The organism is Candidatus Thiodubiliella endoseptemdiera, assembly GCF_964212635.1.
GTDB lineage: Bacteria > Pseudomonadota > Gammaproteobacteria > PS1 > Pseudothioglobaceae > Thiodubiliella > Thiodubiliella endoseptemdiera.
Genome location: NZ_OZ156463.1, coordinates 1,617,255 through 1,630,250, shown reverse-complemented (window position 1 = coordinate 1,630,250; position 12,996 = coordinate 1,617,255). Strand labels below are relative to the sequence as shown.

Genomic DNA, 12,996 nt, shown 5'->3' with positions numbered 1-12,996 from the left:
CAAAAACCCGCCTTATTAAAGCGGGTTTTTTTATGGAAAAATATCAACCAAAAATTTAAAAATTTAAAAATTTAAAAACTTGAACTTAGAGAGACCTTTGCATAAATATGAATAATCATCAAAACGCCATCTTTCATCAAATTACAAACTTTTTAAAAACACCCTTAGCCCTGCTAGGAGTGGATTTAAAAAATTTCCAATTTAATAAAATCTGTCATTTTGCTAATCATCCCTATTTATGCAAAGGTCTCATAAAGTAAGACACCCATAAAAACAAAAACCCGCCTTATTAAAGCGGGTTTTTTATGGAAAAATATCAACCAAAAATTTAAAAATTTAAAAACTTGAACTTAGAGGAATAAGTAAATTATGTATAATAATAATCAGTTATAACACCCAAAGGACAGCCCCATGCCAGGACAAACAAAATACTTCATCAGCAACACCAACGGCTTCTTCGTCAACTGGTATTCCGATATCACCGGACTTGAATCTCACGGACAAGCATTAAAAGTATCTGGTAATAGTGGAGACGATGCCGTCTATGTAGGACAAGGCACCAAAGTCGATGCAACAGGGCTTACTTCAACAGGTGGCAATGATTCAATTTATTTAACCGGCACTTTTAACAACTACGAACAAACACTAGATGGCAATACCTACACCTTCAAAAGAACTGTTAATATTAACGATACTGAATACCAAGAAGAAGTCTCCTTCACAGCCTCTAATGGCGATAGGGTTTATTTTGCAGATGGTTTTTTTAAGATTGATATAACAGGCAATGATGGGCTATCAAATGCAGGCGTTTTTCAGAAAATTAAATCCACTGATATTGACCCCAGTTCAAGCACACCCACCGACCCTTTAACCAGTCAACCCGCCATTGACAAAGGTGGTGCTACTAAAGTATTTATTTCTGATAACAACGGTGAGCACATTACCCCTGGTATCAAAGGCTCAGTATTTAAGATATCTGGCAATAGTGGCAATGACACAGTTTATGTTGCCAAAGGCACAAAAGTTGATGCAACAGGACTCACCTCAACAGGTGGTAACGATGTTGTTTATTTAACCGGCACTTTTAACAACTACGAACAAACACTAGATGGCATTACCTACACCTTCAAAAGAACGGTTACTATTGGCGATACCGATTACCAAGAAGAAGTCTCCTTCACAGCCTCTAATGGCGATAGGGTTTATTTTGCAGATGGTTTTGTTAAGATTGATATAACAGGCGATGATGGGCTATCAGAAGCAGGTGCTTTTAAGAGAATTATATCCACTGATATTGACGGCAGTGAGTCAACTCCAGGTTTGGGGATTGGTTTAAGTATTACTGATGATTTAGCAGAAACAAGCATCATTAACAAGGCAAAGGTAGGCACAGATATTACCTATACTTTTACTTTTAAAGATGATGTTACTGGTTTTGATAAAACTGATATTGAAGTGACAGGTGGAATAAAAGGTGCTTTCAGTGGCAGTGGTAGTGTTTATTCGTTAGTAGTCAGAGTGACAGATAACTCAACAACTGACTTATTTGTTGGTGTGGCAAAAGATGCGGCAATTGGAGGAGGTGTTGGCACAGAATACGCTAGTAATAGTCATAAAGTTGATACTGTTGCACCCACTAAGCCAACAAGCCTAAATTTGGAGGCGATAGACGATACAGGCAAATCTAACACCGATAACCTCACCAACAAAACCACAGGTTTAACCATCACAGGCACTGCAGAAGCAGGTTCAATCGTGCAGTTGTATAAGGGCGGAGTCGCTATTACAGGTGCAACAGCAACAGCAGACGATGATGGTAAATTCTCTATTGACATAGCGTTAGCCGAAAGCACAACCCCGCACAACATTACCGCAAAGGCAACAGACGCTGCTGGTAACCAAAGTATCGTCTCTGATCCCCTGGCAATCACCGTAGATACAACTGCAGTATCTGAACCAACCGTCACCCTAAAAAATGACACAGGCATAAACGGCAATAATACCGATAACATAACTAATGACTGGGCACTAAATACTTCAACACTTGAAGCCAATAGTACGCGTGCATACCGTTTAACAAGAGCAGGTGTTGAAATAAGCACAGTGACTACAGCAGCGAGTTATGCTACCTATATGAGCAATGCAACTGATGCTACTTACAAGCTCGCTATTACCGACACCGACGCAGCGGGTAATAAATCAGAAGAGGGAATAATTGAATTTACCCTTGATACCCAAGTTAATAATCCAATTATTACAGCCATAGCCACCGATAACATCATTAACGCCTCTAAAGGCTTCACCATCACTGGTAGCGGTGAATCAGGTGCAAGGATTAGTGTTAGTTTTGCAGGGCTGACTGTCAACAATACCGCCGTCGTTGGCAATGATGGCAACTGGATACTGTCTGTAACAGCACTTACGCTAACTCAAGGCACTTTAAAAGTTGACATTACTCAAATAGACATTGCTGGCAATAGTAATACAGAAAGCACAACAGTCAAAGTAGATGCTGCCCCAACTGCCTTATATGACGGCAACAAAGCAGACTTTGTTAATCAAATTGCTACAGATAGTAACATAACTCTATACTTTAACGAGGCTATTACACTGAGCACAGACAGCAATAAAACCGTTCGTATTTACAAAGTTGATGGCGCAAACTCAACCCTAGTTGAAAGCATTGCCATCACCAATACACAACAAGCCAATTTAAGCGCAGACCAAAGAACCTTAAGCATCAATCCTACTAATGCATTAATAGCAGGTGCTGATTACTATGTGCAAATCAGTTCAGGTGCAGTTGTAGATTCTATTGGTAATAATTTTGCTGGTATTGATGATACTACTACTTACAAGTTTGTCGCTGTTGACTCTGCCACAGTTCTTGCCAAAATTTATGCAGATTCTAGTTATTCTGGCAATACCCCAGATAATGACAAGACCACTGCTGAAGAGTTGTCTGTAGTTGCCACTGGGGTTAATCGTTATTTAATTGAGCGTTATCAAACTGCGATTTTGGCAAAAACAGATTTTACCAATCCAACAGATAATGCCAGCCGAGCGACTATGCTTGCTGAGGTGCAGGCGTTGGTGAATGCGAAGAGTGCCAGTCTTAATGATTTTTACAGTGACAGTAGCTTTAATGATGATATTGGTGATATGGACACTTCACTAGTAAATAATACACTCTATATGTTCTATCTTGCTAAAAATTTCAACCAAGACATTGGTGGTTGGAATGTTGCAAATGTTGCAAATATGGAATATATGTTTACTAAGGCCACTGCCTTTAATCAAGATATTGGCAATTGGAATGTTGCAAATGTTTCAGAAATGAGAGGTATGTTTGCTGGTGCCACTGCCTTTAATCAAGACATTGGCAATTGGAATGTTGCAAATGTTACAAGTGCAACTGATATGTTTCAAGATGCTACTGCCTTTAACCAAGACATTAGTTCATGGAATACTGGTAAGGTTCAACATACAGATAATATGTTTAATGGTGCTACTGCCTTTAATCAAGACATTAGTTCGTGGAATATTAAGAGTTTGTCAGTTGCTACTAACATGTTTAATGGTGCTACTGCCTTTAGCACCAGCAACTACGACCTGCTGTTAGCAGGCTGGTCAGATATTGATGCCACTGTTGGTGAGAGCATTAAGAGTGGCATTAAATTTGGTGCAAGCTCAACCCAATACACCAATGCCACTGCCCGCCAAGCACTATCAAATAAAGGCTGGATTATCACTGATGCTGGATTACTTGCTGATAGCAATAATGACGGCACCACAGATGTTTTTGTTGGCAGTAATAATGCAACTACTGATGACACAGCCACATTAAACAAAAGCACTGAATCCATATCCGTCAGCCTACACGGCTTAGGTGGTAACGACACACTAAAAGGTGGCTCAGGCGATGACAAACTCTACGGTGGTGCGGGCGACGACACACTAAGAGGTGGTGCAGGAGCGGATACTTTCTTTTACGGCTACAAAAACGCAGATAATGACACTATTACCGACTTTAACATCACTCAAGGCGATAAACTTGATTTAAGGTATTTACTCGATGGATATAATGGCATTGTTGCCGATTACATTCAAGTGTCAGGTGATGCTAATAAAACCATACTAAGTATTGATGTCAATGGTAGTGTAGGCGGTAGTAATACAAATGTTACCATCACTTTGGACAACATTGATGCTGGCACTGTGGATGCTAACTGGCTAAAGAGTAATATTTTATTTTCCAATGTCCCCACTATTAAAAGTGTAGCAATCAACAATATTATTGATTATGCTAAAGCAACCAATGGATTTACCATTAACGGTATTGGCAAAGCAGGCGCCGAAGTTGTTATTAACTTTGAAGGCATCACTGGCAATACCACTACCTCAGTAGATAGTGCAGGCAACTGGTCTCTAAGAGCAACAGTCAATCTTGCAGCTCTTACCCAAGGTGATTTAACAATTTTTGCAAGAGAAACAGGCAGTGTTAGTTACGGCATAAAAACAGTAACAGCAGATACCCTTGCCCCTGAGACGCTATACAACGGCAAGGCAGCAGGTGTGAGTAGTAAAATAATTGAAACTGGAGACTTGGTCTTATTTTTCAATGAAAAAATCAAACTTAGCACCGATAGCAGCAAAGTGATTAAAATCTACAACGGCACTGATGGCGGCAATCTTGTTGAAACCATCGCCATTACTTCTGATCAAATCACTCTAGATACTGACCAAAGGACATTAAACATTGACCCTAGCGATAATTTGGTAGCAGGTAATTATTATGCTCAAATCAGTTCAAGTGCAATCACTGATATTGCAGGTAATGACTTTGCCGGTATTAGCGACACGGATACTAACACTTACCAATTTAAGGTGGTTGATTCTATTGGCATTATGGCTAAGATTTATGCAGATTCTGCTTATACAGGTAATACCCCCGATGCCGATAAAGCCACTGCTGAAGACTTGTCTAATATTGCCATTGGGGTGAACCGTTATTTAGAGTCGCGCTATCAAACTGCCATTGCAGCAAAAACAGATTTTACCAATCCAACAGATGATGCCAGTCGAGCGACTATGCTTGCTGAAGTGCAGGCATTGGTGAATACGCAGAGTGCTAGTCTTGCTCAACTTTACAAAGAAAAACGCAATTTTAATGATGACATTAGTGATATGGATACTTCGTTGGCAACTAATATGAGTTCTATGTTTGAGCATGCTTATTCCTTTAATCAAAAAATTAATAATTGGGATGTTGGCAAGGTTACGAATATGAGATATATGTTTGCTAATGCCAGTATCTTTAATGCTAACATTAGTTTATGGGATGTTAGTGAAGTGACTGATATGAATTATATGTTTGCTACTGCCTTTAGCTTTGATCAAGATATTGGTTCGTGGGATGTGAGCAAAGTTACAAATATGAATGGTCTGTTTTATCAAACTATATTTAACCAAGATATTGGTTCGTGGAATATCAAAAGTTTAACTAAAGCTGATGGTCTTTTTCAACATAACTCTACTTTCACGACAAGTAATTACGACTTGCTGTTGGCAGGCTGGTCAGATGTTAATGCCACTATTGGTGAGAGCATCAAGAGCAATGTTTTACTTACTGTAGATATAACCAAATACACCAATGCCACTGCCCGCCAAGCACTATTAGATAAAAACTGGACTATCACCGATGCTGGATTACTTGCTGATAGTAATAATGACGGCACTACAGATGTTTTTGTTGGCAGTAATGATGTAGCTGTTGATGACGCAACCACATTAAACAAAAGCACTGAATCCATATCTGTTGCCCTACACGGCTTAGGCGGTGATGACATACTAAAAGGTGGCTCAAGCAATGACAAACTCTATGGCGGTAGTGGTAACGATACGCTAACAGGTGGCACAGGAGCAGATACTTTCTTCTATGGCTACAAAAACGCAGGTAATGACATTATTGCCGACTTTAACATCGCTCAAGGCGATAAACTTGATTTGAGTTATTTACTAGATGGTTACACTAACGCTAAAAATATCGACGACTACATTACAGTTGAAAACACCAGCGGTAAATCCAAACTGGTTATTGATGCTGATGGTGCTGCCAATGGTATTACCGCCGATGTTAGTATTACTTTAAGCAATATTGACTATTCGGATGTCTTGTTAAATAACTTAATTTCTGCGGGTAGTTTGGTGCTTGAATAGAAATCATTGATAATTTTATTTTTGGATTTCTCTGACTACAATCATTTTGTATTCCAATATATCACGCATAGAATAACCAATACCTCCCGTGCCGTAGCCCGAGTGTTTTCTGCCACCAAATGGCATCCAATCTACTCGGAATGTGGTGTAGTCGTTAATCATTACCGCAGAGGCTTCTAATCGTTTGGCAATATCTGTTGCTTTATTGATATCGTCGCTAAATACTGCCGATTGGAATGATACATTTAAACTATTGGCTTGTTCTATTGCCTCATCAATACTGTCATAGCCATAGATGCAGACCACGGGGGCGAAAATTTCTTGGGTTGAAACCTTGGCACTTTTTGGCGGGTTGAGCAATACTGTTGGTTCGTAAGCAACTTGGTTAATGCGTTTTCCGCCCGTCATCAATTGTGCACCTGATGCGACTGCTTCATTGACCCATAATTCAATTCTATCGGTTTCTTTTGGGGATATTAGAGGTCCTAAATCGGAATCTTCGTTAATGGCATCGCCGACAATTTGTTGGCTGGCAATTTTGGCAATTTTTTTTGCCAAATCTTCGGCTTTACTATTCGGTATATAAACGCGTTGCACGGAAACACAGACTTGCCCAGAATGATACATACTGGCTTTAACCACACCGTTGATAAAACCCTGTTCATCTGCATATTCATCAAAAATTAAAGGAGCGACACCGCCGTGTTCCAAGGCACAACGCACCCCTGGGGCGAGTTTTGATTTTAGCAACCAGCCTACTTTAGCCGAGCCGATAAAACTGAAAAATCCTATCCTTTTATCGGTAACCAATTTCTCTGCATTTTCAGTATTGACCAAAGCCAATTGCACCCAACCTTTTGGTAATCCTGCTTGTTCTATTAACTCGGTAAGTCGTAGGGTGCAAAGTGGGGTTTTGCTGGCAGGCTTGATAATCACGGGGCAGCCTGTAGCAACGGCAGGAATGACCTGATGAATGGCTAAATTGAGCGGGTGATTAAAGGCACTGACTGCGACAACTACGCCGATTGGTTCGAGTATCGTGTGTGCGGTATGCCCTGCCCCTGCTGGAGTGTAGTCCATTGGGATAGTTTCGCCTTTGATATTGCTAAGTTCAAGAATGGCAATATGGATACCACTAATGGCACGGGTAACTTCAATTCTAGCATCACGAATGGGTTTACCGCCTTCGTTGGCAATTAAGCGGGCAAAATCCTCCTGCTCATTTTTCACCAAATCTGCTAATTTTTGCAATATTTGGATGCGTTTTTGCTCTGGCAAGCACCCTGTTTTATGTAGTTGTTGTGCGGTTGATAGCATTTGTTCTACTTGCATACTATCGTGCATTTCTAATTTGGCTAATACTGCGCCTGTGTAAACTTGATTAACGGTTAATATCGCCATATTTATATCTCTTTTAGTTGATTAGGAAACAATTTTTCATTCTCATGATAATCAATAGGTGTGTCAATAATATGCACACCGCCCTGAGAAAAACAAGATTCAATCAATGACTTAAATTCATCGGCACTTTGCACTTTATGTCCTTGTGCACCATAACTATGGGCATATTTAACAAAATCAGGGTTATTATAAGTCAAACCAAAATCCTCAAAACCATTGCCTTCTTGCTTCCAACGAATCATACCGTAAGCACTGTCAGTAACAATTAATACGACCAAATTAAGTTTCAAACGCACTGCGGTTTCCATTTCTTGTGAATTCATCATAAATCCGCCATCACCGCAAATTGCCATCACTTGTCGCTGGGGGTATAACAAGGCACAAGCCATTGCACTTGGCAGACCTGCACCCATGGTTGCCAAAGCATTATCCAGTAGCACTGTATTGGGCATATAAGTGTGATAATGGCGTGCAAACCAAATCTTATACATCCCATTATCGAGTGCAATGATTGCATCTTCATTCAAGGCACGACGAACATCAGCAACGATTCTCTGTGGTAGCATAGGATATGCATCATCATTATCTTTCTCGTGGATTACTTTTTTGATGTCTGCTTTAAAGTTTAACAATTCTAATGAGCAGTTCGGTAACATGGAATCCAACGCTTGTGCCAAACGATCAACGGTGGTTTGAATATCGCCAATAATTTCTAACTGTGGAAAATATACTTCGTCAACTTGTGCTGAATTAAAATTAATATGAATTACCTGAGTGCCACCTTTATGCATAAAAAATGGTGGTTTTTCCACCACATCGTGACCAATATTGATAATCAAATCTGCCATTTTAACCGCTCTATGTAACACATCTCCATCTGATAACGCCGCTGTGCCTAAGAACAAAGGATTTTTACAGCTAACCACGCCTTTGCCCATTTGGGTATTAAAAAATGGAATACAAGTTTTGTTAATGAAATCTTGCATGGGTCTAAATAACTTTTTTCGATTGGCACCAGCACCGATTAAAACCAATGGATTTTTAGCGTTTTTAATCATTTCTACCGCCGTTTTTATGCTTTTTTTGTCCGCATCAGGACGACGCATTTCATGCACAGGAAATAAATGCCAATCCTTGATTTTTTCAGCCGCAACATCCTCAGGTAGTTCCAAATGCACAGCACCTGGTCTTTCTTCTTCTGCTAGACGAAACGCATCACGCACCATTGACGGAATCATACTACCATTTACAATTTGCTTACTGGATTTGGTCAATGGTTCCATCATGCGCACCACATCAATAATTTGAAAACGCCCTTGTTTACTAGAATGAATTGGCTTTTGTCCGGTAATCATTAACATTGGAAAAGCCCCAAGTTGGGCATACGCTGCACAAGTAACAAGATTAGTCGCGCCTGGTCCGAGTGTGGCAAGGCACACACCCGCCTTACCTGTTAAACGACCATAAGTTGCCGCCATAAATGCAGCCCCTTGTTCATGGCGGGTGAGGATAAATTGAATGGATGATGCTCTCAAAGAATCCAGTAAATCAAGGTTTTCTTCACCTGGTACGCCAAAAATATATTCAACGCCTTCGTTTTCAAGTGCTTTGACAAATAAATTAGATGCTTTCATACTATTTCCCTAAATGTTGCATTGGATAAAGTTCACTCATTGGAATTGACCGACCATTGTTTTGCACAATACGCACATGATTGCGATTCAATTTTCTAGGTTCTGATACGCCACAAGAATGGGCAATAACTTCAACTGCATGATTCATATTGTGTACATAGTTGGCAACTTTGGTGGCTTTACTTTTCGGGTCTAGTCCTTTTTGTAAGCGTTTATTGTGCGTAGTAATACCAGTTGGGCAGGTATTTTTATTGCATTTTAACGCTTGAATACAGCCAATTGAAAACATAAACCCTCTAGCAGAAGTGATAAAATCAGCGCCTGCACATAATGCCCAAGCTACTTCAGATGGGGTAATTAGTTTACCAGAGGTAATGACTTTAACACGCTCTTTGAGATTGTATTGAATAAGTTTATCAACCAATAAAGGTAGCGTTTCTTTAATGGGCAAACCGACATTGTCTAATAGTGGCATAGGTGCTGCCCCTGTGCCACCATCACCACTATCAAGCGTGATAAAATCAGGTGCTGATGCTTCGCCTTGCTTGTTAATTTCCTGGAAAAAATCATCTAGCCAATCGGTCGCACCAACCACCGATTTAAACCCAGTAGGTTTACCAGTAACCTCGCGTACATGATTAATCATATTCAATAAATCTTTTACATTGCTAATTTCAATGTGTCGATTAGGTGATATGGAATCTCCACCAAGGCTAATACCACGAATTTGTGCAATCTCAGAAGTTACTTTAGCACCTGGCAAAATACCTCCTTTGCCAGGTTTTGCACCTTGACTCATTTTAATTTCAAACATTTTAACCTGCTCATATTTAGCAATCTCAATTAACTTTTCATCACTTAAATTACCTTGCTGATCACGCACGCCATATTTTGCCGTGCCTATTTGAAAAACAATATCTGCACCGCCTTCCAAATGATAAGGCGACAAACCTCCTTCACCAGTGTTATACCAACAACCTGCCATTGCTGCACCATTTGAAAGTGCTAAAACTGCAGGTTTGGAAATGGCGCCAAAACTCATACCTGAAATATTAAAAAGTGATTTTGCAGTATAAGGTTTTTGACAAAAACCTTTGCCAATAGTAATCGGGCGAGTTTCAGATGCATCTTTATCTAAAGTTGGGAAAGGACAATTAGCAAAAATCGAAGTATTTACAGGACTTAGGTTTTTAGTTGAGCCAAATGCAACGGTGGTGTCTGTATTATTAGCTGCTTTATGCACCCAATCACGCTCTGCACGATTAAATGGCATTTCCTCTCTATCCATGGCAAAGAAATATTGACGAAAAAACTCACCCAAACTAGAAAAAATACTACGAAAATGTCCAACAACGGGATAATTGCGTAATACTGCGTTTTTTCTTTGGCTCATATCATAGATAAAAACAACAATGATGAGTAGAACAAACAAACCAATTACAAAAACAAACAGTGTGGATAAAGCCTCCAAAATAGGCGTTGCTGTTTCAAGCATTTCTCTCATACCCTCCGCTTTCATTTTTGATGGTGTTTGTTACAAATTAAAGCATCTATTGATATTCTGCCTTGCCCATAAATCACAATAACTAAGAGCATTATGCCCCAAAGTTTATGGTCATAATAGCCTCCTTCCCATAAAACAGGATACGATACGACGGCAATGATGTTAAACAAAAATAATGCCAATGCCGATAAACGCGTTGCCAGTCCAAGCACCAAAAGCACAGGCAAAACGAGTTCCGCTGCTGTGGCTAAATAGGCTGCTAATTCCCAAGGAATCAGGGGGACGCTGTATTCGCTTTTAAATAAATATCGCGCACCTGAGGATAAGAAAGGCATCTGCGAATCCCAACTGCCGAGTTTTGTTAGCCCTGCACGAAAAAACGCATCTGCGACATAAAGACGCAAAAAAAGTTTAAAAATATCGTCGGTGTATTTATGTAATACTTCAAATATTTGATTGTATAAATTGGTTAATTTTCTCATTTTTTCTCCTTGAGACCTTTGCATAAATAGGGATGATTAGCAAAATGACAGATTTTATTAAATTGGAAATTTTTTAAATCCACTCCTAGCAGGGCTAAGGGTGTTTTTAAAAAGTTTGTAATTTGATGAAAGATGGCGTTTTGATGATTATTCATATTTATGCAAAGGTCTCCATTAATACTTGACCAACTCAGGTGTTCTGAGATTAAATCAGGTTTAAACCGTTCAATAGTCTCTTTTAGATGTTGTAAATGCTGCAGGTTCAATTTGTCACTTGATCCAAGCGAAAGCCTCACACCATGTAAACTAATTGGATAATGCTCGGCTATTTGCTCCAGTTGATAGGTAGCCAGATTGTCATAAAAAAAGTTTTCACTGTGTATTTCAAACCAGTCAATATTCGGGCGATCATCTAACACTTGTTGCAAGTGCGGATGACGAAGTCCAATGCCGACACCTTTAATCATTCAACTACCAAAACTGATACCAAGGCTTGCCATTATTAATGGGTATTTTTGTAGTGGGCAGGCCTTTGTCAATCCAGCCATAGTTGATGCCGCCCTTTAGTTCAAAAATATTTTTATAGTCAGTTTTTGTATTTAAAAATTTACCAATAGTTTTAGTGCGATTGGAATGCGCGCAAACTAAAATAAAAGGCGTGTCTTTAGTTTTTATAATACGAGATAAATCTTTAAGCCATTTCTGCACATTATAATTACCTCGATGATCAAAAAATGTGAGTTTATATGCCCCCTTAATAATGCCATATCGCTCGTATTCATCTTGTCGACGAACATCAATAACTGCAACACCTTCAGCTATTTTTGCCTGCACTTGCTTAGTCGAGAGAGTTGTAAAATCTGCTATTACATTCAAAGAGAATAACAACAAGAACATTGATATTAATTTTTTCATATTTATGCAAAGGTCTCTAATAGTTAATAAAATTTGTTACCATTCAATCTACGCATACTATTGACCAATAGTTGCACTAATTTAGCGTTTTAAATTTATTTTTACCCAGCCAAAACTGGTCGGCTTTCACAATAAATCCAGGAATGTCTTTTCCCCAACGGCGTTTTGTTTCTTTGCTGTAATTAAGATAAAGTTTGTCATCAACAATCGCCCAAAGTGTTGGGTCGCCATACACGCCTTCACCATCAATCCCCATACGCCAAGCACAATGTCCGCCATATTGCGGTGCATACTTTTCTGGATGGGCTTTAAATAGGGCTAAATTGCCTGCATCTTTAAAATGCCATTGTTTATTTTTATATTCCAATGCAAAATCGGCACTGCCTTCAACGCTGGTATTTTGTGTGAAATAATTAACCGCATCATAACCTTCAATAGCGTATTCATTGCCCTCACTCCCTGCACCAAACCATGCTTTTTTGGTATAGACAAAATCCAAGGAAAGCACATGCAATGCAAAAGTACTTAGCCCTATTAATGCGATTATTTTTAGTATTTTATTCATATTTTCCCCTTTTTAATTTTGGCTATTTTAACAGTATTAATACCATGAGACCTTTGCATAAATAGGGATGATTAGCAAAATGACAGATTTTATTAAATTGGAAATTTTTTAAATCCACTCCTAGCAGGGCTAAGGGTGTTTTTAAAAAGTTTGTAATTTGATGAAAGATGGCGTTTTGATGATTATTCATATTTATGCAAAGGTCTCACCATTTTAAAAAAATAATGGGGCAAAAAAAATGCTGATAATTGTTTGTTTTAGCATGCTTAAAAAATC

At 39.1% G+C, this 12,996-nt stretch carries 10 protein-coding genes and 1 pseudogene; 2 read left to right on the top strand and 9 right to left on the bottom strand.

Features of this window, described 5'->3' with window-relative positions; all coding sequences use genetic code 11:
• The first annotated feature begins 107 nt into the window (after positions 1 to 107).
• Both AB8525_RS08900 and AB8525_RS08895 read left to right on the top strand, forming a co-directional pair.
• On the top strand, positions 108 to 260 hold the full coding sequence (locus tag AB8525_RS08900; RefSeq protein WP_369149986.1) for a hypothetical protein: 153 nt from the start codon (positions 108 to 110) through the stop codon (positions 258 to 260).
• A gap of 151 nt (positions 261 to 411) precedes the next feature.
• On the top strand, positions 412 to 6,219 hold the full coding sequence (locus AB8525_RS08895) for a BspA family leucine-rich repeat surface protein (protein ID WP_369177465.1): 5,808 nt from the start codon (positions 412 to 414) through the stop codon (positions 6,217 to 6,219).
• A gap of 15 nt (positions 6,220 to 6,234) precedes the next feature.
• Here the strand turns inward: AB8525_RS08895 and AB8525_RS08890 are convergent, their stop codons facing one another.
• The 9 genes and pseudogenes from AB8525_RS08890 to AB8525_RS08850 form a co-directional block, all read right to left on the bottom strand.
• Positions 6,235 to 7,620 (bottom strand): aldehyde dehydrogenase family protein, encoded by a 1,386-nt coding sequence (locus AB8525_RS08890; RefSeq protein WP_369177463.1) that lies wholly within the window; start codon positions 7,618 to 7,620, stop codon positions 6,235 to 6,237.
• A gap of 2 nt (positions 7,621 to 7,622) precedes the next feature.
• The gene (locus AB8525_RS08885) at positions 7,623 to 9,254 is read right to left on the bottom strand and encodes an acetolactate synthase large subunit (RefSeq protein WP_369151055.1); all 1,632 of its coding nucleotides are present in this window, start codon (positions 9,252 to 9,254) and stop codon (positions 7,623 to 7,625) included.
• A gap of 1 nt (position 9,255) precedes the next feature.
• On the bottom strand, positions 9,256 to 10,758 hold the full coding sequence (locus AB8525_RS08880; RefSeq protein WP_369177462.1) for an FMN-binding glutamate synthase family protein: 1,503 nt from the start codon (positions 10,756 to 10,758) through the stop codon (positions 9,256 to 9,258).
• Between the two features lie 11 nt (positions 10,759 to 10,769).
• Positions 10,770 to 11,264 (bottom strand): DoxX family protein, encoded by a 495-nt coding sequence (locus AB8525_RS08875; protein ID WP_369151051.1) that lies wholly within the window; start codon positions 11,262 to 11,264, stop codon positions 10,770 to 10,772.
• The gene (locus AB8525_RS08870; RefSeq protein WP_369179079.1) at positions 11,237 to 11,395 is read right to left on the bottom strand and encodes a hypothetical protein; all 159 of its coding nucleotides are present in this window, start codon (positions 11,393 to 11,395) and stop codon (positions 11,237 to 11,239) included. The genes AB8525_RS08875 and AB8525_RS08870 overlap by 28 nt, the downstream gene beginning before the upstream one ends.
• A 75-nt stretch (positions 11,396 to 11,470) precedes the next feature.
• Positions 11,471 to 11,707 (bottom strand): annotated as a pseudogene (locus AB8525_RS08865) (DUF692 family multinuclear iron-containing protein); the annotation flags it as partial.
• A gap of 4 nt (positions 11,708 to 11,711) precedes the next feature.
• The gene (locus AB8525_RS08860; RefSeq protein WP_369151049.1) at positions 11,712 to 12,155 is read right to left on the bottom strand and encodes a rhodanese-like domain-containing protein; all 444 of its coding nucleotides are present in this window, start codon (positions 12,153 to 12,155) and stop codon (positions 11,712 to 11,714) included.
• 76 nt (positions 12,156 to 12,231) lie between these two features.
• Positions 12,232 to 12,720 (bottom strand): YHS domain-containing (seleno)protein, encoded by a 489-nt coding sequence (locus tag AB8525_RS08855; RefSeq protein ID WP_369177460.1) that lies wholly within the window; start codon positions 12,718 to 12,720, stop codon positions 12,232 to 12,234.
• Between the two features lie 22 nt (positions 12,721 to 12,742).
• Positions 12,743 to 12,910, bottom strand: coding sequence for a hypothetical protein (locus tag AB8525_RS08850; RefSeq protein WP_369151046.1), 168 nt, complete (start codon positions 12,908 to 12,910; stop codon positions 12,743 to 12,745).
• Positions 12,911 to 12,996: the final 86 nt, after the last annotated feature.

What these genes read in the sequence shown, in the direction of transcription:
- AB8525_RS08900 (WP_369149986.1), top strand. Translation starts at nt 108, where the DNA reads ATGAATAATCATCAAAACGCCATCTTTCATCAAATTACAAACTTTTTA.
- AB8525_RS08895 (WP_369177465.1), top strand. Translation starts at nt 412, where the DNA reads ATGCCAGGACAAACAAAATACTTCATCAGCAACACCAACGGCTTCTTC.
- AB8525_RS08890 (WP_369177463.1), bottom strand. Translation starts at nt 7,620, where the DNA reads ATGGCGATATTAACCGTTAATCAAGTTTACACAGGCGCAGTATTAGCC.
- AB8525_RS08885 (WP_369151055.1), bottom strand. Translation starts at nt 9,254, where the DNA reads ATGAAAGCATCTAATTTATTTGTCAAAGCACTTGAAAACGAAGGCGTT.
- AB8525_RS08880 (WP_369177462.1), bottom strand. Translation starts at nt 10,758, where the DNA reads ATGAGAGAAATGCTTGAAACAGCAACGCCTATTTTGGAGGCTTTATCC.
- AB8525_RS08875 (WP_369151051.1), bottom strand. Translation starts at nt 11,264, where the DNA reads ATGCAAAGGTCTCAAGGAGAAAAAATGAGAAAATTAACCAATTTATAC.
- AB8525_RS08870 (WP_369179079.1), bottom strand. Translation starts at nt 11,395, where the DNA reads ATGAATAATCATCAAAACGCCATCTTTCATCAAATTACAAACTTTTTA.
- AB8525_RS08860 (WP_369151049.1), bottom strand. Translation starts at nt 12,155, where the DNA reads ATGAAAAAATTAATATCAATGTTCTTGTTGTTATTCTCTTTGAATGTA.
- AB8525_RS08855 (WP_369177460.1), bottom strand. Translation starts at nt 12,720, where the DNA reads ATGAATAAAATACTAAAAATAATCGCATTAATAGGGCTAAGTACTTTT.
- AB8525_RS08850 (WP_369151046.1), bottom strand. Translation starts at nt 12,910, where the DNA reads ATGAATAATCATCAAAACGCCATCTTTCATCAAATTACAAACTTTTTA.